Here is a 22,707-nt window from a genome sequence, read left to right as displayed (position 1 = left end):
CCTTACTCAGGCGACGGCCTGGCTAACTTTAGGCATGGCGAGGTTCAACGCCTGTTGTTCATTCGCCTGTTCATGAAGTAATTCGCCGGCAATTTCGCCTTCACGCATCACCACAATGCGGTCAGCCACGCCAAGCACCTCCGGCAGATCGCTGGAGGCGAAAAGCACCGCCACGCCGCGTTTTGCCAGCTCATAGATCACGTTATAAATCTCGTGTTTTGCCCCCACGTCGATACCGCGCGTCGGCTCATCCAGCAAGATGACCTTCATATCCTCCGACAGCCAGCGGCCCAGAATGGCCTTCTGCTGGTTTCCGCCTGACAGATTCATGATCAGCTGTTCCGGACCCGGCGTTTTGATATTTAGTGAACGAATATGGTGGTCGGCATTGCTCGACTCCCAGCTATCGTTTATCAGGCAACCTGCGCGAATAAACTTACGGCGGGCGGAAATATTGATGTTGTCGCGTACCGAGTGCACCGGAATAATGCCCTCTGCTTTCCGGTCTTCCGGACAGAGCATCATTCCCGCCCCGATCGCGTGGGCCGGTTTCTGAATGTCTACCCGCTCGCCGTCAATGGAGACCTGCCCATCGGTAATACGGGTACCGCCGAACAGCCCTTTCATCAATTCGCTACGCCCCGCGCCTACCAGACCAAACAGGCCGACGATTTCACCGCTGCGTACGGATAACGAAATCGGCGTTCTGACGCCCGGCGCTTTTACGCTATCGAGGCGCAGACGCTCAGGGCCGTACTGGCGAGGCTGCCAGTGATAGATATCACCCAGATCGCGTCCGACCATCGCCTGAACAAGCTGGTCATGGTTCACCTGCGCCATGTCGGTAAAGGTGCGCACGTAGCGTCCATCTTTAAACACGGTGATGGCATCGCTGAGAGCAAATATCTCTTCCATGCGGTGCGAAACGTACAAAATCGTCCGGCCTTCCTGACGCAATTCGCGGATCACGCGGAACAGATTTTCGATTTCACGCTTCGAGAGCGAACTGGTGGGTTCATCGAAGGCAATTATTCTGGCGTTACGCGCCAGCGCCTTGGCAATTTCAACCATCTGCCACTGGCCGATGGAGAGATATTTCAGCGGCGTCTGGGGATCGACGTCCAGCCCCAGGTGTTTTAGCTGCAGCCCCGCTTCATAATTAAGTAGCGAACGATTCACCACGCCGCCTTTGTGCGGGAGCTGTCCTAAATAGATGTTTTCCGCCACGGTCATCTCAGGGATGAGGTGCAGCTCCTGATAGATAATGGCCACCCCGGCATTGAGCGCCGCCGTGGTATCGGCAAAAGCGACCTCTTCGCCGCGGATCGCCAGCGTGCCGGTTGTTGGCGAGTAGTTGCCGCTGAGGATTTTCAACAGCGTGGATTTTCCCGCACCGTTTTCCCCCATCAGGGCGTGAACCTGGCCGGCATAGCAGTCGAAGCTGATATCGGTCAGCGCGTTCACACCGGGGAAGGTTTTCCCGATGCCGCGAAAAGAGAGATACGGATCAGACTGTCGCATAACGTCTCCGTGATTCCTGTAGTGTGTACGTCAGGCCCCTCACGCAGGATGAGGGGCACAATCACCGCGTATTACTTCCCGCCCAGTCCTTTTTTCGCCAGCTCCTCTTTGAAGTTGTCGCGGGTAATGAGCACCACGTCGGTCACTTCGGTAAATTTCGGCGGTTCAGCCCCTTTGGTGACCCAGTTGTAGAGCATCTCGCTGGATTTATAGCCGTGAACGTCCGGGCTTGGCAGCAGTGAGCCGTAGAAGCCGGTGGCCTGCGCTTTGGACAGCTCGCTGACGGCGTCAACGCCGTTGATACCAATCCCGATCACGTCAGGTGCCTTGAAGCCCTGACCTTCCGTCGCGCGCACGCCGCCCAGCACGGTGTTGTCGTTCATGCCGACCACCAGCCAGTGTTTGACCTCCGGATGCTGAACCAGCATGGAGTTGGCGGCGTCGAAAGCGCCCGGGATATCGTTAGATTTGGTGGGGACTTTGTAGATTTGTTTTTCCGGGAAACCGGCCGCCTTCAGCGCGTCCATTGACCCGGTTGTACGACGACGCGCCGTGTCCAGCTCATCCGCTGTAATAGCCATCACTGCGGTCTCTTTGACGTCCCAGCCGCGTTTTTGCATCTCTTTATAGAGTTCCTGGCCCTGACGTTCGCCGATTTTTGTCGCGGCCATCATGACCAGCGGGACGCTGTCCATCGGCTTGCCTTTGGCGTTCACGAACTGATCGTCAACGGCAATGACCTTCATGTCGTAACCGCGGGCTTTTGCCGCGATGGCCGAGCCCAGCTTTGGATCCGGCGTACAGATAACGAAACCTTTCGCACCGCTGGCCGCCAGGCTGTCGATGGCGTTCAGGGTTTTCTCACCGTCAGGCACGGCGATTTTAATCACTTCAAAACCTAAATCTTTCCCGGCCTTATCGGCGAATTTCCACTCCGTCTGGAACCAGGGCTCTTCGGGCTGTTTTACCAAAAAACCGAGCTTTAAATTCTCAGCAATAGCGGATTGTGACATAACCGCAGCCAGACCGATGGCCGCCAGCGCTTTAGTAAATTTGTGCATGGTAAACTCCAGCTTTAGCTTTCTTTTCTGTAGGGAATATCTGCGTGCTTCTTATTTAATCGGACTTAAAACAAGGCATTAGCGCTTACCTCGTTATAAGCGTTATTGCTGGTGATAGTTTTAGCGGGAAATTAATCATCCATAAGAGAGCCCCATCACACCGCAGAATTACAGTAATTGCGTACATAAATTCAGCGAAAAATGACATAAAAAAGGCAGTATTTGTCAGACAAATGAAATGAGGGTAAGCAGGATTATCCATAAGATTAGCTAAGATATCCCTGATGCCCCGGATCGGGCACGAGAACGCCGGACGTCAGAAAAGTGCAGTATGTTTTTCATCAAAAATGCCACACGCACTGAAAATTATTTACTCCACAGAATTTGATTTAGCGCAATTTTATTAATGCACCTGATATACGGAATAATTAATCCTTGATTCATTTTTTTACGGAGCATTATTCCGGTTTAATATTACCGAAAGAGTAACAGCATATCTCTTCGATAAAAAATGTTGATTATCAGAGGATTATCTAAACACCGATCTATGGCGAGCTAATTGTATTTCTGTACTATATTAAAGTTTGTAATGTATGGTAAACACAGCCAATTTAAGAGTTTTCTTAGACCAAAGACAAGGGTATGCTTATTTATATCGAACACAGGAAGTGAATTTCGGTCGACTTCGTTTACTGCAGAAAGCGTAATTCTGCTCTTTTTCTTCGTACTTGCCTGGTGCTCAGGTTAAGCAACGGACATCACGTCCCACCGTCAATAAGGATATGAGTATGGCTACCCAAACGATGATGCAAAAACTTAACGCGCAGATGAACCTTGAGTTCTACGCCTCCAACCTGCACCTTCACTTAAGTGCCTGGTGCGCTGAGAATAGCCTCACGGGCTCTGCCACCTTCTTTCGCTCTCAGGCACAAAGTAACGTCACCCATATGATGCGCGTTTTTAACTTCCTGAAAGCTGCCGGGGCAAACCCTGTTGTTAAAGCCCTTGATGGGATAAACGAGAGCTACTCTTGTCTGGAAGAACTGTTTCAGAAAACGCTTGAAGAGTATGAACAACGCTGCAGCACCCTCAACAAACTGGCCGATGAAGCCAAAGCGCAGCAGGACATTACGACGCTGAGATTCTTACGCGATATGGATAAAGAGCAGCAGCAGGATGGCCTGCTGCTGAAGACGCTGGCGGATGAGCTGCATAACGCGCAGCAGGCAGGCTTATGTCCTGAGCAAACCGACCGTCACCTGCTCGACATTGTGGCGGTGCAGCACCACTGAGTTTCTGGCCTGCTTCCGTCCCGGGGAGCAGGTCCCCTTCCCCTCTCCAACCTTCTGCTTTTGCTGAAATTTAACAAATCAGATCTGGCTCCCAATGATTAACCACACAACGTGTGATGATTTATTTAATTACATAATCATTGACGAGGGAGCATCATGATCACCATTGAGTTTGTTGTCATTCTCCTCTGCCTGCTGACGGGTACGCGTTTCGGCGGTATGGGGCTTGGGTTAATCAGCGGTATTGGTCTTTTTATTTTATGTTTCGTCTTTGGTCTGCAGCCGGGTAAACCCCCGGTTGACGTCATGTTGACCATCCTCGCGGTGATTGGCTGTGCCGCTACCCTGCAAACGGCGGGCGGTCTCAACGTCATGATGCAGTTTGCGGAACGTCTGCTACGCAAACACCCGCAGCACATCACCCTGCTCGCTCCGTTTACCACCTGGATGCTGACCTTTCTGTGCGGCACCGGCCATGTGGTCTACACCATGTTCCCGATTATTGCGGATATCGCCCTGAAAAAAGGGATCCGCCCGGAGCGCCCTATGGCCGTGGCGTCGGTCGCGTCGCAGATGGCGATCACGGCCTCCCCCGTTTCCGTTGCCGTCGTGTCGCTGGTGTCCATCCTGGCAGCCCAGCATGGGATCGGCCACGCGTGGGGAATTCTGGAAATTCTCGCCGTGTCGGTTCCTGCTTCACTTTTCGGCGTGGCTATTGCTGCACTGTGGAGTTTACGCCGCGGGAAAGATTTGGCGGACGACATGGAGTTTCAGGAAAAGCTAAAAGATCCTAAGCAGCGCGAGTTTATCTACGGCGGAACAGAGACGTTAATGAATCAGCGTTTCCCAAAACAGGCCTACTGGTCCACGTGGATTTTCTTTGCCGGCATTGCCGTGGTCGTTCTGCTGGGGGCCTTCCCTGAGCTGCGCCCCGCCTTTGAACTGAAAGGCAAAATGACGGCGCTGTCGATGAACCTTGTCATCCAGATGATGATGTTAATTGCGGGTGCCGTGATGCTGATGGCCTGTAAGGTCAATGCCTCCGCGATTTCCAACGGCGCGGTGTTCAAGGCCGGTATGGTTGCGATCTTCTCGGTATTCGGCGTGGCGTGGATGAGCGATACCTTTTTCCAGGCGCATCTCGACGAGTTAAAGCTGGCCCTGGAAGGCGTGGTGAAAAGCCACCCGTGGACATATGCGATTGTGCTGTTTCTGGTGTCAAAACTGGTGAACAGCCAGGCGGCGGCGCTGACGGCGGTTGCGCCGATGGGGTTGATGTTGGGCATCGACCCGAAAATGCTGATCGCCTTTTTCCCGGCGTCTTACGGCTATTTTGTCCTGCCGACCTATCCCAGCGATTTGGCCTGCATCGGCTTTGACCGGTCAGGCACGACCCGCATCGGTAAATTTATCATCAACCACAGCTTTATTTTGCCAGGGCTGATTGGGGTAAGCTGCGCGTGTGCCGCGAGCTACCTGCTGGTCCAGACGTTCTTCTGATAACATCAAAGGGCGACGCATGCCGTCGCCCATTTCCCTGCGTCAGTGGGACTCACCCTGCGGCGTGAATCGCAGCTCGATCAGCGCGATGGCTTTCTGGATCGCACGAAGCGTTACCGGGTCAGCGGCAGCAGGATGGCTGGCAAAATCGATGTTTTTCAGCTGGGTAGACATCTTCTCGCGCACTTCAACCGGCGCAATCACGTCCAGAACATCCAGGATTTGTTTGATAACCAGCTGGCAGGCGACAACGTCAGAGACCAGTTCCTGATCGGCGCTCAGGTTTTGTGACATGGGGTTTCTCCTTATTTAAAGGCCGCCATAGTATCAAAACACGCCCCCTGACATCTTCCCTTCAACGTCTGCAGGTATAAAAAAACCTGCCGAAGCAGGTTTTTTTATCAGAACATGGCGCCCGGCGGCACGTCTTTGAACGTGCGGCAGTAATTGGCCCACATACTTTTCAGGATTTTGCGCAGTTTCACAGTGATGCTCCATCAACTTGTTATACAACTTTATCGTCAATGCGCTTATAATATGACCATCATCACAAAAATCAATGTTTTTGTGATATAAATCACAATTTAATCAGAGTGGGGTCTGATCGCGTTCACCATCAACCCGTTGCGAAGAGTGAGGGCAGATTGTCCGGCTATTCAAGCCATTGCGGCGGGCATCTGCGGGTACGATAACGTATTTCCATCCACTCAGAGCGAACCATGAAAAGAGTCATTGTAGCCGGCACACTCCTCCTGCTCGCGGGGTGCAGTATTAACCGCCAGGCTGAAGTCAGCAGCCTCGATGCGCCGAACGGCATCGTCCGCCTTAACTACGGTCAGGCAGCGCTGCAAAATGCGTATTCCGATGAGTATGTGAATAACGGTACGGCGGCAAAAGCATGTCAGAGCATGGGGTATGCCACGGCCTCAGCCTATGGTCAGCCCATTAAAACCTGCACCCTCATTAGCGGCTCGTTGTGTCTGAACGAGAGCGTGACTATCCAGTATAAATGTATGGGTTATGCCGTGAACCCTAAGTCAAACAATCCGTGGTATTAATCCAGACTGCCAGCGCAGGCTGGCAGTTTATTTCATTACGAACAAAAACAATTCTCATTAATAAATGATAAAATCGCCAATGCGTTTTATTCCCATTCGTATTTTAAATAAATAAAATAAATATTTTACGTTTTGCAAATAATTAAATAACAAATTATAGTGTCGCTCATTGTGAACCAGAAATAATAACCCGGAGCGCCACCATGCTGAAAACTGAAATGATCGACAAGCTCAACGCACAAATGAATCTTGAGCTGTATTCATCCCTTCTCTACCAGCAGATGAGCGCCTGGTGCAGCTATCACAGCTTTGAAGGCGCTGCCGCGTTTCTGCGTCGTCACGCGCAGGAAGAGATGACCCACATGCAGCGTCTGTTTGATTATCTGACGGATACCGGCAGCCTGCCGCGCATTGAAACCGTGGCATCTCCATTTGCTGAATATAATTCTCTCGATGAACTGTTCCGCGCCACCTACGAGCACGAGCAGCTGATCACCCAGAAAATTAACGAACTGGTTCATGCCGCGATGACCAGCCAGGATTATCCAACCTTCAATTTCCTGCAGTGGTATGTCGCCGAACAGCATGAAGAAGAGAAGCTGTTTAAATCCGTGCTGGATAAATTATCTCTGGTGGGGAAATCAGGCGAAGGTCTTTACTTTATTGATAAAGAACTTTCCACGCTGGATACGCAGAATTAATTTCAGCGCGGTGCGGGTTCCCTGCACCGCGTTAATTTACATACACCCAGCGCAGCTGGTGCAGCGCCAGTCGTGAGGATTCACGGCCTGGTAAAAATAGCGGTAGCTGGCCGTCTCCAGCGCAATACCCATCTCGAAAAACATATCCGTCAACCAGTCGACATTCGCTATGATCCACTCATCTTCCTGTAAGCCTTGTGCAAAGGTCTCATCCTCAGGATCAATAACCGAATAGATTCCCCAGGTGCCCATATCTTTTTCGCGGCGGGACTCCGGAAGTATCAGGGGCTGGTTCTGCCAGTGGATTATCCAGTGGCCATGGCACAACAGGTTGCCTCCACGGCTCCATGCCGCGGTAAAAGGATTCTCCCCCGCCATAAAACCCTCACTTTATTTGATAATTTATATTTATTGTTTACGTTACGCCGAAATGTTGCTCAGCAACATTGCCCTCATGTAGTAGGCGGAAGCCTATAAAGGGTCAGAGGAACAATAATGTGTAAAGCATTCATTACACTGCTTGTAACGGTGATTTGACGAGTTACGGCTTTTCCCTTACTCTGCGCCGCAGATTTTGTCGCGGTTAAGAAGCGTTGTAGAGGAAAGCGTGAAAAACAGAACTCTGGGAAGTATTTTTATCGTCGCCGGAACGACGATTGGCGCAGGAATGCTGGCCATGCCTCTGGCAGCCGCGGGCGTGGGATTTGGCATGACCCTGCTGCTGCTGGGGACGCTCTGGGCGCTGATGTGCTACACCGCCCTGCTGTTGCTTGAGGTTTACCAGCATGTGCCCGCCGATACCGGTCTGGGTTCTCTCGCGGCGCGCTACCTGGGACGCTACGGCCAGTGGATAACCGGCTTCAGCATGATGTTCCTGATGTACGCCCTGACCGCCGCCTACATCAGCGGGGCCGGGGAGTTAATCGCCTCAAGCGTTAACGACTGGTTTGGTTCTGACATTACCCCGGCGACGGGCGCCATCTTCTTTGCGCTCATCGGCGGCGGCGTGGTCTGCGTTGGCACATCGCTGGTGGATCTGTTTAACCGTTTCCTGTTCAGCGCCAAAATTCTGTTCCTGATTGTCATGCTGGTCCTGCTGGCACCGCATGTTCATCAGGTCAATCTGCTGACGCTGCCGCTGGAAAAAGGGCTGGCGCTTTCCGCCATCCCGGTCATTTTCACCTCGTTTGGCTTCCACGGCAGCGTGCCGAGCATCGTCAGCTATATGAACGGCGATATTCGCAAGCTGCGCCGCGTCTTTGTTATCGGCAGCGCGATCCCGCTGATTGCCTACATTTTCTGGCAGCTGGTGACCCTGGGCAGCATCGACGCTTCAACCTTTATTGGCCTGATGGCACAGCACGCAGGCCTGAACGGTTTTCTGCTGGCGCTGCGCGAGGTCGTCACCTCCCCGCACGTGGAGCTGGCGGTACACCTCTTTGCCGACCTGGCGCTGGCAACCTCGTTTCTGGGCGTGGCGCTTGGCCTGTTTGACTATCTGGCCGACCTGTTCCAGCGCCGCAATACCGCCGCAGGACGATTACAGACCGGGGCCATCACCTTCCTGCCGCCGCTGGCCTTTGCGCTGTTTTATCCACGCGGGTTTGTAATGGCGCTGGGGTATGCGGGGGTGGCGCTCTCGGTCCTTGCCCTGCTCCTCCCTTCCCTGCTGGCGTGGAAGAGCCGCCAGCAGCATCCGCAGCAGGGTTACCGCGTGGCGGGCGGAAAACCGCTGCTGTGCATTGTGTTTGGCTGTGGGGTGGTGATTATTCTGGTGCAGGTACTGATTGCGGCGGGAATGCTGCCGGAAGTGGGTTAATGAAAAAAGGGGCTGTCATCAGCCCCTTTTTTATCAGTGCAAACAGCAGCTCTTGAACTTCTTCCCGCTGCCGCAAGGACACGGATCGTTACGCCCAACCTTCGTGCCGTTCACCATCGGCTTCTTCACCTCCGGCTGCTGCGGATTGTTCACCCAGTAGTTATACAAGCGCAGCGCCGCAGGCTGAATACGTTCAATGCTGGCGGTATATTCTTCTTCGGTCAATTCATCCAGCTGGTCGCCGATCTCTTCGCTACCGTGCAGCGCAATCACATCCAGATCGGCCTTCAGCTCGTCCGGCAAGGCTGACCAGTCCGTCAGCGCCACGCCGCGCATGTAGCCGTAGCACCACTCTTCCACCACGGTATAGCTCTCACCGTCAATGTCGTTATAGCCAAACATCGGTTCAAACTGGTCCGGATATTCGCTCAGGCGCTCGGCAATATCGTTCATATGCTTAAAGCAAAGATCGATAAAACGGTTCATCTCGCGATCGTTTTTCCAGCGCGGAATGTATTTCTCGCCACCCCACACCGCCACCAGCCAGGTATCTGGCTCAACGACAACAGGACCGGAAAGCACTGCGGTAAACATGCCGTCCAGTTCAGACACGTCAAGCACGGACGCATCGTCATGACCGTAAGACATTAACGTCTCTTCAAGCCACGCCATTTCGCTTTCATTTAATGGGCCTTCAGTCATCGCTGACACTCCTGATAAAAAGGAAACGATCCTAACACATATCTCACGCCTCTCCGGGCTGAAGTTTAGGTCTTTATTGCTGCAAAAACGTGCAAATCGTGACCTTTGCACAACTTATGGGCTTTATTGTTAACGATATGTGATCTCCGCTGTAATTTCTTCTCCTCCCGCAAGGCGGCATAACGCGGCGCTCTATACTCAAACATGTCACAGGCCCGTCAATGGCTTAACCATTCTGGCAACGTTTTTGCTTAATGTTCTTCGCGCGACGCTGCGCAGGGAAACCTCGCCGTATATGCAGGATGCCGTCTGTATCTTGTTCGTTTAGTGCATTTTGTTCTTGCTCGTGTTTCGGATTGGCTGCGCCGTCGGGCGTTCGGGTTTACGCCGTGGTGCAAAAACCTCTTTGCTAAGGAACATAATAATGTCGCTGAAATTTATCAGAACTCCGCTTTCTCTCGTGTTGGCCGGTTGCCTTGTGACGGCGTTTTCCGCCAGGGCAGATATCGTGATTGGCGTGGCCGGGCCGTTCACGGGTCCTAATGCCACCTATGGCGATCAATACTGGCACGGCGCAACGCAGGCCGCTGAAGACATTAACGCCGCCGGCGGCATTAACGGCGAAAAGATCAAACTGGTTCAGGGGGATGACGCCTGCGAGCCTAAGCAGGCGGTGGCGGTGGCCAACCGCTTAGTCGACCAGGATAAAGTCAACGCCGTGGTCGGTCATTTCTGCTCCTCTTCCACCATGCCCGCCACCGAGGTTTACAGCGATGCGGGGATCATCGCTATTACCCCCGGTTCAACCAACCCCCTGATTACCGAACGCGGCATGAGCGACATGTTCCGTATGTGCGGCCGCGATGACCAGCAGGGCCAGGTGGCCAGCGACTTCATCATCGACAAGCTGAAAGCCAAACGGGTGGTGATTATTCACGATAAAGACACCTATGGTCAGGGCCTGGCTGACGCCACCAAAGCGGCGCTGGCGAAACGCGGGGTTCAGGATGTGATGTACGAGGGGTTATCCCGCGGTGAAAAAGACTTTAACGCGCTGGTCACTAAGATCGGCGCGCAAAAACCGGACGTCGTGTTCTTCGGTGGCTGTCATCCGGAAGCCGGCCCGCTGGTTCGCCAGATGCGTGAGCAGGGCGTGCAGGCGAAATTCTTCTCCGGGGACTGTATCGTCAACGAAGAGATGGTGACCGCGGCGGGCGGCCCGCAATATACCAATGGCATTTACATGACCTTCGGTAAAGATCCGCGCCTGATCCCGGACGGCAAAGCGGTAATCGAGAAATTCCGCGCCGGTAAATTCGAGCCGGAAGGTTACACCCTCTACTCCTACGCCTCGGTACAGGCGATTGCCGCGGCCTTCAAGGCCACCGGCGGCAAGGACTCTGCCAAAGCCAGCGAGTGGCTGAAGGCCAATTCCGTCGACACGGTGATGGGCAAAAAAGCCTGGGACAGCAAAGGCGATCTGAAAGTCTCTGACTACGTGGTTTACCAGTGGGACGACAAAGGAAAATATAAGGAAGTGGAGTAACGGGACGGAGTCACGCTCAACGTCGATGGGCTCGCCCGTCGGCGCGTAATAAACATCAGGCTGCGCGGCTCGCGCAGCCTATAAAACGAGCGCGCTAAAATGAGTACATTCTTCCTGCAACAGTTAATCAATGGCTTAACGCTGGGTTCCGTCTACGGCCTGATCGCCATCGGCTACACCATGGTGTACGGCATTATCGGCATGATTAATTTCGCCCACGGCGAAGTGTATATGATTTCCGCCTATCTCTGCGCCATTGGCCTGGCGCTGCTCTCGTTCTTCGGCCTGCAGTCCTTCCCGCTGCTGATCCTCGGCACGCTGGTGTTCACCATTGTGGTCACCGGGGTGTACGGCTGGACCATCGAGCGTATCGCCTATAAGCCGCTGCGCAACTCCACGCGCCTGGCACCGCTGATCTCCGCCATCGGGATATCGCTTATCCTGCAAAACTACGCGCAGCTGAGCCAGGGCCCGCGCCAGCAAGGGGTACCGACCATGCTGGACGGCGTGATTCGCCTGCATCTGGGCGAAGGGTTCGTGCAGATAACCTACACCAAAGTGTTTATTCTGGTGGCCTCGTTTGCCGGCATGCTGGTGCTCACCTGGATAATCAACCGTACCCGGCTGGGGCGGATGTGCCGTGCGGTGCAGCAGGATCGCAAAATGGCCTCCATTCTGGGGATTAACACCGACCGGATTATTTCGCTGGTCTTCGTCATCGGCGCGGCGATGGCGGGCCTGGCGGGGGTGCTGATCACCATGAATTACGGCACCTTTGATTTCTACGTCGGGTTCGTGATCGGCATTAAAGCTTTCACGGCGGCGGTACTGGGCGGCATAGGTTCCCTCCCCGGCGCCATGCTCGGCGGCCTTATCCTGGGCGTGGCGGAAGCGCAGTTCTCGGGCATGGTGAACTCGGACTATAAAGACGTCTTCTCGTTTGGCCTGCTGGTGATGATCCTGATTTTCCGCCCTCAGGGGCTGCTCGGGCGCCCGATTGTGGCCAAAGTGTGAGGGAGACAATGATGACGTCACACGGTTTTTCACTTAAACGCTGCATTCTGGACGCGATTTTCTCCGGGCTGATTGCGCTGATTATCTTCGGCCCCATTGCAGGTGTGGTGCTGGACGGGTACAGCTTTACCTTCGCCGGGCAGCGCCTGGCCTGGATGGTGGGTATCGTCATGTCGGGGCGTTTTCTGCTGAGCGCTTTTTTAGGTACCGCTGCCGGGGCCCGCTTCCAGGCGCGCTTCGAGGCCGATAGCGCGGGCGTATATGTCCGCCCCCCGGAATACAAAAGCCGCATGCGCTGGATTATTCCCCTGGTGATTACCCTTGCGATTTGCTTTCCGTTTGTCGCCACCAAGTATGTTCTGACCGTCGCCATTCTGGGGCTGATCTACGTGCTTCTCGGTCTGGGGCTGAACATCGTCGTGGGCCTGGCCGGTCTGCTGGATCTGGGGTATGTCGCGTTCTATGCGATTGGTGCGTACGGCCTGGCGCTGGGATACCAGTATCTCGGCCTGGGCTTCTGGAGCATGCTGCCGCTCGCGGCAATCATGGCCGCTGCCGCAGGTGCCCTGCTCGGCTTCCCGGTACTGCGCATGCACGGTGACTATCTGGCCATCGTCACCCTCGGCTTCGGGGAGATCATTCGCCTGATACTGAACAACTGGCTGACCTTCACCGGCGGCCCCAACGGCGTGTCGGCCCCACCCCCCACCTTTTTCGGTCTTGAGTTTGGGCGACGCGCAAAAGAAGGCGGCGTGCCCTTCCACGAGTTTTTCCACCTGACCTACAACCCGAACATGAAGTTTATCTTTATCTACGCGGTGCTGTTTCTGGTGGTGATGCTGGTGCTTTACATCAAGCACCGCCTGACGCGCATGCCGATTGGTCGGGCGTGGGAAGCCCTGCGCGAAGACGAAATTGCCTGCCGCTCAATGGGGTTGAATCATGTTTTGGTTAAGCTTTCCGCCTTTACGCTGGGCGCGTCCACCGCAGGCATTGCCGGGGTGTTCTTCGCCACCTATCAGGGGTTCGTGAATCCAACCTCCTTTACCTTCTTTGAATCGGCGCTGATCCTCGCCATTGTGGTGCTGGGCGGGATGGGCTCGACGCTGGGCGTAGTGCTGGCCGCCTTTGTGCTCACGGTAACGCCGGAGCTGCTGCGCAGTTTTGCCGAGTACCGCGTCCTGCTGTTTGGCATGCTGATGGTGGTGATGATGATCTGGCGTCCACGCGGTTTGATCCGCATTAACCGCAGCGGGTTTGCCGTGCGTAAGGGCGTCGCACCATGAACGAAACGATATTACGCGTTGAGCATCTGATGATGCATTTTGGCGGGATTAAGGCGCTAAACGACGTCAACCTGGACGTGCAGCGCGGCTCCATTACCGCCCTGATTGGCCCCAACGGGGCGGGAAAAACAACCGTGTTTAACTGCCTGACGGGCTTCTACAGAGCCTCCGGCGGCAACATTTTGTTTAATACCCGCCATAAAACGACCAACGTGATTCAGGTCCTCGGGCAAAAATTCCAGCCCGGCGACTGGATTAACCCCGCGCAGTTCGGGCAGCGTCTTTTCTACAAAATGTTCGGCGGAACCCACCTGGTCAACCGTGCCGGGCTGGCGCGCACGTTTCAAAATATCCGTCTTTTTCGCGAGATGTCGGTCGTGGAAAACCTACTGGTCGCGCAGCATATGCGCGTTAACCGTAATCTGCTCGCCGGGATCTTAAATACGCCGGCATACCGGCGGGCGGAAAGCGACGCCCTGGACAGAGCCTTCTACTGGCTGGAAGTGGTGGATCTGGTGGAGTGCGCCAATCGCCTGGCGGGAGAGATGTCGTACGGCCAGCAGCGGCGACTGGAAATCGCGCGGGCAATGTGTACCGGGCCGGAAATGATCTGTCTGGATGAACCCGCCGCCGGGCTTAACCCGGTTGAAACGCACAAGCTGAGCGGCATTATTCGCTTTCTGCGGGATCATCATGACATCACGGTATTGCTGATTGAGCATGATATGGGGATGGTGATGGACATTTCGGACGACATTATCGTGCTCGACCACGGCGATGTGATTGCCAGGGGGAAACCCGAGCAGATCCAGCATGATGAAAAGGTCATTGCCGCCTACCTGGGCACGGATGAAAGCGAGGTCTCCCTATGAGCGAACCGCTGCTGGCTTTTCGCGAGGTGGATGTGTTTTACGGCGTCATTCAGGCGCTGAAGCAGGTCTCTCTTGAGGTGAATAAGGGGGAAACCGTGGCGCTGATTGGCGCAAACGGTGCGGGTAAATCGACATTGCTGATGTCCATCTTTGGTCAACCCCGTATCCGCAGCGGGCAGATCCTGTTCTGTGGTGAAGATATCAGCCATCAATCCACCCACTACGTTGCGTCCGGCGGCATTGCGCAGGCACCGGAGGGGCGACGAATCTTCCCCGATATGACCGTGGAAGAGAACCTGCTGATGGGGACCATTCCCATCGGCAATCAGTTTGCGGCTGAAGACATGCAAACCATGTTTGACCTTTTCCCTCGCCTTAAAGAGCGGCGCAAGCAGCGCGCGATGACCATGTCCGGCGGGGAACAGCAGATGCTGGCGATCGCCCGGGCGCTGATGAGCCGTCCAAAGCTGCTGCTGCTGGATGAGCCCAGCCTGGGCTTAGCCCCGATTGTGGTGAAGCAGATCTTCCAGACGCTGCGCGAGCTGGCCCGCAGCGGTATGACCATTTTTCTGGTGGAGCAAAATGCGCACCATGCGTTGAAGCTGTCTGACCGCGGGTATGTGATGGTGAACGGACAGATCCGGCTGAGCGGCAGCGGTGAGGAATTGCTGGGGAATCAGGAAGTGAGAAAGGCGTATTTGGGCGGGGGTGTGATTTGATACCTAAGGAACCATTAGAAATATTTTCATATAAATAACAATGAGATATTCACGAAAAGTATAGCACGCAATGCCTTGAGAAGGCCTGAGTTTGTTGATTTATTAGTCTTTGACAATCACGTCAAACTCACTGAAAAGGAGCGTTCAGAATGGCTATACCCGCATATTTATGGCTCAAAGATGACGGAGGTGCGAATATTACAGGTTCTGTAGATGTTCAGCACCGTGAAGGTAGCATTGAGGTTTTATCGTTTGGCCATGGTTTACACATTCCAACCGATGGCAATACAGGGAAACTAACCGGTACCCGCGTCCACTCCCCACTAACAATCGAAAAAGAGTTTGATTCATCCTCGCCTTACCTTTACCGGGCTGTAGCAACTGGCCAGACCCTAAAGTCAGCTGAAATCAAATGGTACCGTATCAACGATGCAGGGCAGGAAGTTGAGTATTTCAACATGCTTTTAGAAAATGTGAAAATCGTAGGGATAACGCCTGTAATGCATAACGTAAAAAATCCCTCAATGGAAAAACACAATCACCTTGAGGCGATAGAACTGCGTTATGAGAGAATCACATGGAAGCACTGCGACGGGAATATCCAGTTTACTGACGGCTGGAATATTCGGGTTACAGCATGATTATTGCTCGCTATGCATTGAATGGCTTACCGTCATCTATTCTTACCGTTCCGGGTATAGGAAACTTTCCGGCATTCTCAGGCCAGCTCTATGGCAGAAACAATCCGACTATGGCAAGCAAACCAGAAATCGGACCTATCCCGCCAGGACGTTACTTCATCGTGAACCGACAGAGCGGAGGCAGGCTCGGAGGACTAAGTGATTTTGCCCTGAAAAATATTTATGGCACCGATCGCTCAAAATGGTTTGCCTTATACAAAGATGACTGGCAGATAGATGATCAAGTATTTGTTGAAGGTGTCCGGCGTGGCCATTTCCGCCTCCATCCGATAGGACCAAGAGGGTTAAGCGAAGGCTGTATAACCCTTCTTCATCTGAGTGACTTTGATTACTTGTACGAAGCTCTTATGAAAACAACTATGATGCCGGTACCTTGCACGAGCTTTAAAGCTTACGGGACAATAACAGTAACATGAGGACTTTTATAGAAATCACCTTCAGCCTTGCAATCGGTCTTATCAGTTTTCTTTTATATACGCGCTGGCTTTTTATTTTGATACCTGTCGAATGGGCTTATGCCGTGATGGACCATTTCGGGACATACGGGATAGAAGAACTGGAGGATACGTTAGTCGATATCGCCTCTTTGTTTGGATTGCTTCCGGCAATTCTTACAGGTTTGTTAGTAAGAAAAGCAGTAAAAAGAATGTGATTTATGAGCCTTCAGGCTTAGCCTCGAAGGCTTTTTTGACCCGGAAACGCAAAACCCCGAAAGTTGGATACCCAACTTTCAGGGTTAACTTCATTTCGATGGTGACACGATAACGTCGTTAAATAAAACTGTCGTCGTCATTGCTGTAGTCGTCATCTACATCGTCGTTCTGCCAGGCATCGTTATTACTGCCGAACGGATCGTTCTGGTTGAGGAAACGGGTGTCAGAGACGTTATTAACGTCGCCGTATTGATTACCGACAAACGGTTCACCACCGACGGGCATTGTCGGTTCTTCGATGATGTTCACGATCTCTTCCGGCCGCGACTGATGGAACATGCTGGTAAGCATCTCGGCAAGCGCGATGCCACCGGCCACGCCAGCGGCTGTCTGGAGCGCGCCAGCCATAAAACCGCCGCCGCGAGTAGCTGGCGCTGGCGCCCGAGAGTAATCCTGCGCCGGCGGCTGTTGCGGCTGGGCATTCCAGCTGTTGTCAGGCTGCGGGTTACTTTTCCCGCCACCAAACAGGCCGCCGAGGAAGCTGCCGCCCGTCGAGGGTTTGCTTTTTTGCGCGGCTAATTCGCTTTCAAGCTCCTGAACCCGGGCCTGCAGACGTTTCAGCGCCGCTTCCTGAATCAAAATCGACTGCGCCATATAGTAGGGGGCCGCAGGCTGCTGCCTGACAAATTCAGCGATCTGACGCTCTGCATCTGCATCCCGTTGGCTGTTTTGTTGTCCGGCCTGTTTAAGACGCTCGAATAGGCCGTTGATAAGCTGCTGTTCTTCATATTGCATGACAATAACCTTCCGCTCTCCAGGGTGGATACCAACCAGCTTATCAGCAGCGGCAACCTGTGTCTGGTGAGTGAAATGTTTGTTTAAGATTGGTTGCAGGTTAGCTGAAAATCGCCCTGCTTCCCGGGCTTGATATTAGAGAGTTAGGCTTAACGTTCTGGTATGGCAGCAAATTTCCGGGCACAGCACGATCGTGATGACGATGAGATACGCTCACTTCGCGCTAAACTGGAGGCACAAAAAAACCACCTTTCGGTGGTTTCACGACACTGCTTATTGCTTTGATTATTCTTTGTTTCCCATGGTAGCCGGAGTGGGACTTGAACCCACACAGCGCGAACGCCGAGGGATTTTAAATCCCTTGTGTCTACCGATTCCACCATCCGGCCAGGGAAGAAAGTGGAGGCGCGTTCCGGAGTCGAACCGGACTAAACGGATTTGCAATCCGCTACATAACCGCTTTGCTAACGCGCCGTAAAACTTTTCAAACTGACACCCGCTGTTGCGCATGTCTTTAATCTGGAGCGGGAAACGAGACTCGAACTCGCGACCCCGACCTTGGCAAGGTCGTGCTCTACCAACTGAGCTATTCCCGCATGTCATCAAGTAAATGTCTAACCACTTGATTTCATTATCGTCCGGCTTGCTGTGCCACCGTTCGATGCGTTGCATTCTACTGATATGACGTTATGAGTCAACGTTATTTTTTGCATCCCCGGATCGTTTGCTGAAAATTACGGCGAAACGATCACTGATCAAGCAAATCCCCGCGCGCAGCGTTCAAATATTGCAGCATTGACCACAGCGTCAGCACTGCCGCCACCCACAGGAGACCAATCCCCGCCCACTCAACCCAGGCGTTCGGACGCCAGAGCATCCAAACCAGCGCCGCCATCTGCGCCGTCGTTTTCACTTTACCAATCCACGAGACCGCCACGCTGCTGCGTTTCCCCAGTTCCGCCATCCACTCGCGCAGCGCAGAGATAATAATCTCACGGCCGATCATGGTTGCCGCAGGCAGCGTCACCCACCAGGTGTGATAGTGCTCGGCCACCAGAACCATGGCGATAGCAACCATCACCTTATCCGCCACCGGATCGAGGAAGGCGCCAAAACGGGTGCTTTGATTCCAGCGGCGCGCCAGGTAACCATCAAACCAGTCTGTTACCGCTGCAATAAGGAAGATCAATGCGCAGGCAAAGGGTGCCCAGACAACCGGCAGGTAAAACGCCAGCACAAAGAACGGGATGAGTACGACACGAAAAAGAGTGAGCAACGTAGGGATGTTATATTGCATAGTGACGGTAACTATTTGTTGTCAGTAAAATTTAGCTCTATGTTGCTACAGAGCCCTCAATGTTTCAACGAGTAGTAGATCTTTTCTGCCAGCCCTTGCGAAATACCCGGCACTTTTGCAATTTCCTCCATGCTGGCGTTGAGTAATCCTTGCAATCCGCCCATATACTTCAGCAGCATCTGGCGACGTTTTGGCCCCACGCCTTCGATCGTCTCGAGTGAGCTGGTGTTTTTCACCTTCGCCCGTTTTTTGCGGTGACCGCTGATAGCGTGATCGTGCGATTCATCGCGAATATGCTGGATGACGTGCAGCGCCGGAGAGTCCGGCGGCAGGCTGAAGCCCTCACCTTCCGGCTCGAAGAACAGTGTCTCCAGACCGGCCTTACGATCGGCCCCTTTTGCGACGCCCAGCAGCAGCGGATGGTTTTTATCCCAGCTGACATCAAGCGATTCAAATACCGCTTTCGCCTGGCCGAGCTGCCCTTTCCCACCGTCAATCAGGATCACATCCGGGATCTTGCTCTCTTCTATGGCTTTACCATAGCGACGACGCAGCACCTGATTCATCGCCGCATAGTCATCGCCCGGCGTGATGCCGGTGATGTTATAGCGGCGATACTCGGCGCGCAGCGGACCGTTAGCATCAAACACCACGCAGGACGCGACCGTCTGTTCACCCATCGTATGGCTGATGTCGAAACACTCCATCCGTTTCACTTCCGGCAGCTTCAGCAGCGCCGCCAGGGCCGTTAAACGCTGGTGCACCGTCGACTGCTGCGACAGCTTCGTGCTCAGCGCCGTTGCCGCGTTGGTCCGCGCCAGCTTCAGATAGCGCGCGCGATCGCCGCGCGGTTTGGTTTGTACATTGACCCGGCGCCCCGCCAGTTCAGAGAGCGAATCGGCCAGCAGGGTTTTATCGTCAAGATTAAAATCGAGCAGGATTTCAGAAGGCAGCGTGCGCATCTGGCTACCCTGCAGATAGAACTGGCCGACAAAGGTTTCCACCACTTCGCCCAGTTCGGTACCGCCAGGCACTTTCGGGAAATAGCTGCGGCTGCCGAGCACTTTGCCCTGGCGAATAAACAGCACGTGCACGCAGGCCATTCCGGCGTCAAAGGCCACGCCGATGACGTCGAGATCGTCACCGGTATTTGAGACAAACTGTTTCTCCGTGACTCTGCGCACCGCCTGGATTTGATCGCGGATACGCGCGGCCTCTTCGAACTCGAGTGCGGCGCTGGCTTTTTCCATCCGCGCGATCAGCTGCGTTAACACCTGATCGTCCTTGCCGGCTAAGAACAGGCGCACATACTCCACCTGCTGGGCATACTCTTCTTCACTCACCAGCCCGGCCACGCACGGTCCCAGGCAGCGGCCAATCTGGTACTGCAGGCACGGGCGCGAACGGTTACGGTAAACGCTGTTTTCACACTGGCGGATCGGGAAGATTTTTTGCAGCAGCGCCAGCGTTTCTCGCACGGCATAGCCGTTGGGGAACGGCCCGAAATATTCACCCTTCGCATGTTTTGCACCACGGTGCATAGCGAGGCGCGGATGGGTGTCTCCGCTCAGAAAGATGAACGGATAGGATTTATCATCACGCAGCAGGACGTTGTAGCGCGGCTGGTAGAGCTTAATATAGTTGTGCTCAAGCAGCAGCGCTTCTGTCTCCGTATGCGTGACGGTGACATCAATATTCTGGATGAGTGAGACCAGCGCTTCGGTCTTACGGGAGGCCAGGTTGCTGCGAAAATAGCTGGAAAGGCGTTTTTTAAGATCTTTTGCCTTCCCCACATAGATAACCGTACCGCCAGCGTCATACATGCGATAGACGCCAGGCTGGCTGGTTACGGTTTTCAGAAATGCTTTTGAATCGAACACATCACTCACTGACTTAACAACGTCTCCGCATTACACAAACCATGTCGGATGGCCAGATGCGTCAGTTCGACGTCACCATGAATGTTCAGTTTACTGAACATCCGATAACGATAGCTGTTTACCGTTTTCGGGCTGAGATTCAGCTGTTCCGAGATCTCATTCACCTTCTGACCTTTGGTGATCATCAGCATAATCTGCAATTCACGCTCGGACAAACTGGCAAAGGGTGATTCGGTTTTCTCGGGCTCGATCTGACTCAGCGCCATCTGCTGAGCGATGTCGGATGCAATATAACGCTGTCCGGCAAACACGGAACGGATAGCATTGACGACTTCCTGCGGTGCAGCACCTTTACTCAGGTAACCCGCGGCCCCCGCCTGCATCACTTTCGCGGGCAGTGGATTTTCGGTATGCACCGTCAGCATGATGACTTTAGTGTCTACAAAGGTACGCGCGATTTTGCGTGTTGCTTCAAGACCACCGATACCGGGCATGTTCATATCCATCAGCACCACATCGGCGGAGTGGGTACGGCACCATTTTACCGCATCTTCGCCACAGCATGCCTCACCGGCAACTTTAATACCTTTAATATCTTCAAGAATGCGTCGTATCCCTGCGCGCACCAGTTCGTGGTCATCAACAAGAAGGACGTTGATCAAAGGAAATGTCTCCAGAATAGGGATAACGCTACTGTGTGATAATTTGGTTTATATTAACGGTTTTCCTGACAAGATTAAAACGTTAAAAAACCGGCTATTCGATTTTGCTCTCGTTTTTGGAAATTAGGCTGTACAGGCGGTGGAAAGAGAGCCCGTGCATTCAGGGCTCTTGCAGCTTTTTTTAACCATCTGTATTCAAAAAGTTACAAAAAACGGGCTGGCTTAACCTGCGCAAAAACAGGGTTCAACTTTTTGTAACAATAATTAACGGCAAGCGAACCCGACCTAAACAATTAATAATCATTAGCGGAATGAGTTTACCGGTACGATCTGTTTACGCAATTAAACATCAGCGTAAAAGTACGAAAAACAACCGCTGCATTTTTTGCTTCAGCTTGTGGTATACTCCGCCGCCTTGACTTTCGTCGTCGCGCTTTAGCGCCGTTTAATAATGAGGAAAATAAATGAGCACACCTGAATTTGCCACTGCGGAGAATAACCAGGAACTGGCACAGGAAGTAAACTGCCTGAAAGCGCTGCTAACGCTGATGCTGCAGGCGATGGGCCAGGCTGATGCCGGTCGTGTGATCATTAAAATGGAAAAACAAATCGCGGAGATGGAAGACCAGGCTGAATCAGCGGTATTTGCTAACACCGTTAAGCAAATCAAGCAAGCGTACCGTCAGTAACAAAAAACGGCTGGATGCAGTGCATTCAGCCGTTCGCTCGTCTGTCACGCAGAACGTTTTACTGCGTCAAATCAGTCCCGTTGCCGCCGCATAGCACGCGATCTGCGTCTTGTTGGGCGCGTTGAATTTCTTCTGCATATTCTTCTGATGGAAGTTAACGGTATTCTCTGAGATCGAGAGAATGATCGCTATTTCCGCTGACGTCTTCCCTTCCGCAGTCCATTTCAGAATTTCACGCTCGCGCTTGCTGAATTTCATTTCCGGCGGCATGACCATCTCATCGTCAAAACGCATCAGCGAGGTTAAGGCCATTTGCACCAGCATTTGCAACCGCAGCTCTATTTCTTCATGGGCTAATGGCCCTTCCTGTACACGCGTACGAGACACTGACAGGAAACCAAGCGCATGATTTGGCAGCATCAGGCACTGCGTTATTCCCGAGCGTAAACCGTGATCCTGGGCGCTGTGCCATAATTCCTGCGCCTCGGCGAATAATGCATCTGTCCAGGGGAGATGGCCCTGAATGAAATTCTCCGGTTTTAAAACCGGATCAATCGCGAAATAGTTCGCGGATTGATATTGCGCCATCCACAACTTTGGGTAAGTGGTTTGCAGGGAGATCTTAGGGCGGGTAAATGGCACGGGATGGCGCACGCAGAGCGCGTAATAATCGAATTCCAGCGCCTGAGTTTGTCGCTCCAGCTCCTGATATACCTCGGCGGCACAGGTCAATTCCTGAAACCGGAGGGAGCAATCCCGTCGCCAGGTGAAAAAGTCTAAATCCTTCATACTTACTAAATGAAGCCTCTGAACAGATAATCATTATTATGGTGAATATAAGCTAACACATAAAACTTTTTTCTAGCCACAAAATATCGGCAATAGCACAATTAACTTTACTATCGATAAGGTTTATCCGATCTGGATGGAATAAAAAAA

The 22,707-nt window shown here is 53.2% G+C and carries 25 protein-coding genes, 3 tRNA genes and 1 pseudogene; 15 read left to right on the top strand and 14 right to left on the bottom strand.

The window, feature by feature from the left end:
* Window positions 1-6: 6 nt before the first annotated feature.
* Together araG and araF are read right to left on the bottom strand one after the other, a co-directional pair.
* The gene (araG, locus tag C6A40_RS13730; RefSeq protein ID WP_025912275.1) at window positions 7-1,521 is read right to left on the bottom strand and encodes an L-arabinose ABC transporter ATP-binding protein AraG; all 1,515 of its coding nucleotides are present in this window, start codon (window positions 1,519-1,521) and stop codon (window positions 7-9) included.
* Window positions 1,522-1,592: 71 nt separating this feature from the next.
* Entirely contained in the window at window positions 1,593-2,582 is a 990-nt protein-coding gene (gene araF, locus C6A40_RS13725) for an arabinose ABC transporter substrate-binding protein AraF (RefSeq protein ID WP_008500409.1), read from the bottom strand.
* A 788-nt stretch (window positions 2,583-3,370) separates the two neighbouring features.
* On the opposite strand from araF, the gene C6A40_RS13715 reads away from it, so the two are divergent.
* Window positions 3,371-3,874: a non-heme ferritin-like protein gene (locus C6A40_RS13715; RefSeq protein ID WP_008500408.1), complete on the top strand. Its 504-nt coding sequence runs from the start codon at window positions 3,371-3,373 to the stop codon at window positions 3,872-3,874.
* Window positions 3,875-4,030: 156 nt separating this feature from the next.
* Complete coding sequence (locus C6A40_RS13710; protein WP_008500406.1) at window positions 4,031-5,374, top strand: anaerobic C4-dicarboxylate transporter; 1,344 nt, start codon at window positions 4,031-4,033, stop codon at window positions 5,372-5,374.
* 42 nt (window positions 5,375-5,416) lie between these two features.
* Here C6A40_RS13710 and C6A40_RS13705 read toward each other — a convergent pair whose 3' ends face one another.
* Window positions 5,417-5,668, bottom strand: coding sequence for a DUF2766 family protein (locus tag C6A40_RS13705; protein WP_008500405.1), 252 nt, complete (start codon window positions 5,666-5,668; stop codon window positions 5,417-5,419).
* A gap of 107 nt (window positions 5,669-5,775) precedes the next feature.
* Entirely contained in the window at window positions 5,776-5,859 is an 84-nt protein-coding gene (gene azuC / locus C6A40_RS13700) for a stress response protein AzuC (RefSeq protein WP_014884364.1), read from the bottom strand.
* A 234-nt stretch (window positions 5,860-6,093) separates the two neighbouring features.
* Here azuC and yecR point away from each other — a divergent pair, with 234 nt between their 5' ends.
* Both yecR and ftnA read left to right on the top strand, forming a co-directional pair.
* Complete coding sequence (gene yecR, locus C6A40_RS13695; protein ID WP_021240460.1) at window positions 6,094-6,432, top strand: YecR family lipoprotein; 339 nt, start codon at window positions 6,094-6,096, stop codon at window positions 6,430-6,432.
* Window positions 6,433-6,635: 203 nt separating this feature from the next.
* Complete coding sequence (gene ftnA / locus C6A40_RS13690; protein ID WP_008500403.1) at window positions 6,636-7,133, top strand: non-heme ferritin; 498 nt, start codon at window positions 6,636-6,638, stop codon at window positions 7,131-7,133.
* Window positions 7,134-7,169: 36 nt separating this feature from the next.
* Here the strand turns inward: ftnA and C6A40_RS13685 are convergent, their stop codons facing one another.
* On the bottom strand, window positions 7,170-7,511 hold the full coding sequence (locus C6A40_RS13685; protein ID WP_023293975.1) for a hypothetical protein: 342 nt from the start codon (window positions 7,509-7,511) through the stop codon (window positions 7,170-7,172).
* A 229-nt stretch (window positions 7,512-7,740) separates the two neighbouring features.
* Between C6A40_RS13685 and tyrP the strand changes: the two genes are divergently transcribed.
* Window positions 7,741-8,952 (top strand): tyrosine transporter TyrP, encoded by a 1,212-nt coding sequence (gene tyrP / locus C6A40_RS13680; RefSeq protein ID WP_045335063.1) that lies wholly within the window; start codon window positions 7,741-7,743, stop codon window positions 8,950-8,952.
* 33 nt (window positions 8,953-8,985) lie between these two features.
* Here the strand turns inward: tyrP and C6A40_RS13675 are convergent, their stop codons facing one another.
* The gene (locus tag C6A40_RS13675; protein WP_023293977.1) at window positions 8,986-9,654 is read right to left on the bottom strand and encodes a YecA/YgfB family protein; all 669 of its coding nucleotides are present in this window, start codon (window positions 9,652-9,654) and stop codon (window positions 8,986-8,988) included.
* A gap of 424 nt (window positions 9,655-10,078) precedes the next feature.
* Here C6A40_RS13675 and C6A40_RS13670 point away from each other — a divergent pair, with 424 nt between their 5' ends.
* The 8 genes from C6A40_RS13670 (at window position 10,079) to C6A40_RS13635 (ending at window position 16,444) form a co-directional block, all read left to right on the top strand.
* The gene (locus C6A40_RS13670; protein WP_045335065.1) at window positions 10,079-11,200 is read left to right on the top strand and encodes a branched-chain amino acid ABC transporter substrate-binding protein; all 1,122 of its coding nucleotides are present in this window, start codon (window positions 10,079-10,081) and stop codon (window positions 11,198-11,200) included.
* Window positions 11,201-11,299: 99 nt separating this feature from the next.
* Window positions 11,300-12,214: an ABC transporter permease subunit gene (locus C6A40_RS13665; RefSeq protein WP_008500397.1), complete on the top strand. Its 915-nt coding sequence runs from the start codon at window positions 11,300-11,302 to the stop codon at window positions 12,212-12,214.
* Between the two features lie 11 nt (window positions 12,215-12,225).
* Complete coding sequence (gene livM / locus C6A40_RS13660; RefSeq protein WP_045335072.1) at window positions 12,226-13,500, top strand: high-affinity branched-chain amino acid ABC transporter permease LivM; 1,275 nt, start codon at window positions 12,226-12,228, stop codon at window positions 13,498-13,500.
* Entirely contained in the window at window positions 13,497-14,372 is an 876-nt protein-coding gene (locus C6A40_RS13655) for an ATP-binding cassette domain-containing protein (protein ID WP_021240464.1), read from the top strand. The genes livM and C6A40_RS13655 overlap by 4 nt, the downstream gene beginning before the upstream one ends.
* Window positions 14,369-15,091 carry an ABC transporter ATP-binding protein gene (locus C6A40_RS13650; RefSeq protein ID WP_045335074.1) on the top strand — a complete coding sequence of 241 codons (723 nt, stop codon included), beginning with the start codon at window positions 14,369-14,371 and terminating at the stop codon, window positions 15,089-15,091. The genes C6A40_RS13655 and C6A40_RS13650 overlap by 4 nt, the downstream gene beginning before the upstream one ends.
* Before the next feature lie 149 nt (window positions 15,092-15,240).
* The gene (locus C6A40_RS13645; RefSeq protein ID WP_008500392.1) at window positions 15,241-15,732 is read left to right on the top strand and encodes an Hcp family type VI secretion system effector; all 492 of its coding nucleotides are present in this window, start codon (window positions 15,241-15,243) and stop codon (window positions 15,730-15,732) included.
* Window positions 15,729-16,208, top strand: coding sequence for a DUF2778 domain-containing protein (locus C6A40_RS13640; RefSeq protein WP_047074080.1), 480 nt, complete (start codon window positions 15,729-15,731; stop codon window positions 16,206-16,208). Before C6A40_RS13645 ends, C6A40_RS13640 begins: the two co-directional genes overlap by 4 nt.
* Entirely contained in the window at window positions 16,205-16,444 is a 240-nt protein-coding gene (locus tag C6A40_RS13635; RefSeq protein WP_023325544.1) for a hypothetical protein, read from the top strand. Before C6A40_RS13640 ends, C6A40_RS13635 begins: the two co-directional genes overlap by 4 nt.
* Window positions 16,445-16,562: 118 nt before the next feature.
* Here the strand turns inward: C6A40_RS13635 and C6A40_RS13630 are convergent, their stop codons facing one another.
* The 7 genes from C6A40_RS13630 to uvrY form a co-directional block, all read right to left on the bottom strand.
* Window positions 16,563-17,240: a DUF2076 domain-containing protein gene (locus C6A40_RS13630; RefSeq protein WP_045335076.1), complete on the bottom strand. Its 678-nt coding sequence runs from the start codon at window positions 17,238-17,240 to the stop codon at window positions 16,563-16,565.
* 302 nt (window positions 17,241-17,542) lie between these two features.
* Window positions 17,543-17,629, bottom strand: a tRNA-Leu gene (locus C6A40_RS13625).
* An 11-nt stretch (window positions 17,630-17,640) separates the two neighbouring features.
* Window positions 17,641-17,714: transfer RNA gene (locus C6A40_RS13620), tRNA-Cys, on the bottom strand.
* Window positions 17,715-17,760: 46 nt separating this feature from the next.
* Window positions 17,761-17,836, bottom strand: a tRNA-Gly gene (locus C6A40_RS13615).
* Between the two features lie 152 nt (window positions 17,837-17,988).
* Window positions 17,989-18,537: a CDP-diacylglycerol--glycerol-3-phosphate 3-phosphatidyltransferase gene (gene pgsA, locus C6A40_RS13610; RefSeq protein WP_008500348.1), complete on the bottom strand. Its 549-nt coding sequence runs from the start codon at window positions 18,535-18,537 to the stop codon at window positions 17,989-17,991.
* Window positions 18,538-18,593: 56 nt separating this feature from the next.
* Window positions 18,594-20,426 (bottom strand): excinuclease ABC subunit UvrC, encoded by a 1,833-nt coding sequence (gene uvrC / locus C6A40_RS13605; RefSeq protein WP_008500347.1) that lies wholly within the window; start codon window positions 20,424-20,426, stop codon window positions 18,594-18,596.
* Window positions 20,423-21,079 carry a UvrY/SirA/GacA family response regulator transcription factor gene (gene uvrY / locus C6A40_RS13600; protein ID WP_008500346.1) on the bottom strand — a complete coding sequence of 219 codons (657 nt, stop codon included), beginning with the start codon at window positions 21,077-21,079 and terminating at the stop codon, window positions 20,423-20,425. The genes uvrC and uvrY overlap by 4 nt, the downstream gene beginning before the upstream one ends.
* 370 nt (window positions 21,080-21,449) lie before the next feature.
* Here uvrY and C6A40_RS25610 point away from each other — a divergent pair.
* A pseudogene (locus C6A40_RS25610) lies at window positions 21,450-21,518 on the top strand (hypothetical protein); the annotation flags it as partial.
* 25 nt (window positions 21,519-21,543) lie between these two features.
* The gene (locus C6A40_RS13595; protein ID WP_008500345.1) at window positions 21,544-21,768 is read left to right on the top strand and encodes a DUF2594 family protein; all 225 of its coding nucleotides are present in this window, start codon (window positions 21,544-21,546) and stop codon (window positions 21,766-21,768) included.
* A gap of 66 nt (window positions 21,769-21,834) precedes the next feature.
* Here C6A40_RS13595 and sdiA read toward each other — a convergent pair whose 3' ends face one another.
* Window positions 21,835-22,557 (bottom strand): transcriptional regulator SdiA, encoded by a 723-nt coding sequence (gene sdiA / locus C6A40_RS13590; protein ID WP_008500344.1) that lies wholly within the window; start codon window positions 22,555-22,557, stop codon window positions 21,835-21,837.
* Window positions 22,558-22,707: the final 150 nt, after the last annotated feature.

It is taken from the genome of Enterobacter sp. GER_MD16_1505_Eko_090 (assembly GCF_003331015.1).
Lineage (GTDB): Bacteria > Pseudomonadota > Gammaproteobacteria > Enterobacterales > Enterobacteriaceae > Enterobacter > Enterobacter roggenkampii.
Note: the sequence above shows the minus strand (reverse complement) of the source record. Positions and strands in the feature narration are given on the sequence as shown.

Excerpts from the sequence above, each read along its gene's own strand:
- araG (WP_025912275.1), bottom strand. The coding sequence starts at position 1,521 with ATGCGACAGTCTGATCCGTATCTCTCTTTTCGCGGCATCGGGAAAACC.
- araF (WP_008500409.1), bottom strand. The coding sequence starts at position 2,582 with ATGCACAAATTTACTAAAGCGCTGGCGGCCATCGGTCTGGCTGCGGTT.
- C6A40_RS13715 (WP_008500408.1), top strand. The coding sequence starts at position 3,371 with ATGGCTACCCAAACGATGATGCAAAAACTTAACGCGCAGATGAACCTT.
- C6A40_RS13710 (WP_008500406.1), top strand. The coding sequence starts at position 4,031 with ATGATCACCATTGAGTTTGTTGTCATTCTCCTCTGCCTGCTGACGGGT.
- C6A40_RS13705 (WP_008500405.1), bottom strand. The coding sequence starts at position 5,668 with ATGTCACAAAACCTGAGCGCCGATCAGGAACTGGTCTCTGACGTTGTC.
- yecR (WP_021240460.1), top strand. The coding sequence starts at position 6,094 with ATGAAAAGAGTCATTGTAGCCGGCACACTCCTCCTGCTCGCGGGGTGC.
- ftnA (WP_008500403.1), top strand. The coding sequence starts at position 6,636 with ATGCTGAAAACTGAAATGATCGACAAGCTCAACGCACAAATGAATCTT.
- C6A40_RS13685 (WP_023293975.1), bottom strand. The coding sequence starts at position 7,511 with ATGGCGGGGGAGAATCCTTTTACCGCGGCATGGAGCCGTGGAGGCAAC.
- C6A40_RS13675 (WP_023293977.1), bottom strand. The coding sequence starts at position 9,654 with ATGACTGAAGGCCCATTAAATGAAAGCGAAATGGCGTGGCTTGAAGAG.
- C6A40_RS13670 (WP_045335065.1), top strand. The coding sequence starts at position 10,079 with ATGTCGCTGAAATTTATCAGAACTCCGCTTTCTCTCGTGTTGGCCGGT.
- C6A40_RS13665 (WP_008500397.1), top strand. The coding sequence starts at position 11,300 with ATGAGTACATTCTTCCTGCAACAGTTAATCAATGGCTTAACGCTGGGT.
- livM (WP_045335072.1), top strand. The coding sequence starts at position 12,226 with ATGACGTCACACGGTTTTTCACTTAAACGCTGCATTCTGGACGCGATT.
- C6A40_RS13655 (WP_021240464.1), top strand. The coding sequence starts at position 13,497 with ATGAACGAAACGATATTACGCGTTGAGCATCTGATGATGCATTTTGGC.
- C6A40_RS13650 (WP_045335074.1), top strand. The coding sequence starts at position 14,369 with ATGAGCGAACCGCTGCTGGCTTTTCGCGAGGTGGATGTGTTTTACGGC.
- C6A40_RS13645 (WP_008500392.1), top strand. The coding sequence starts at position 15,241 with ATGGCTATACCCGCATATTTATGGCTCAAAGATGACGGAGGTGCGAAT.
- C6A40_RS13640 (WP_047074080.1), top strand. The coding sequence starts at position 15,729 with ATGATTATTGCTCGCTATGCATTGAATGGCTTACCGTCATCTATTCTT.
- C6A40_RS13635 (WP_023325544.1), top strand. The coding sequence starts at position 16,205 with ATGAGGACTTTTATAGAAATCACCTTCAGCCTTGCAATCGGTCTTATC.
- C6A40_RS13630 (WP_045335076.1), bottom strand. The coding sequence starts at position 17,240 with ATGCAATATGAAGAACAGCAGCTTATCAACGGCCTATTCGAGCGTCTT.
- pgsA (WP_008500348.1), bottom strand. The coding sequence starts at position 18,537 with ATGCAATATAACATCCCTACGTTGCTCACTCTTTTTCGTGTCGTACTC.
- C6A40_RS13595 (WP_008500345.1), top strand. The coding sequence starts at position 21,544 with ATGAGCACACCTGAATTTGCCACTGCGGAGAATAACCAGGAACTGGCA.
- sdiA (WP_008500344.1), bottom strand. The coding sequence starts at position 22,557 with ATGAAGGATTTAGACTTTTTCACCTGGCGACGGGATTGCTCCCTCCGG.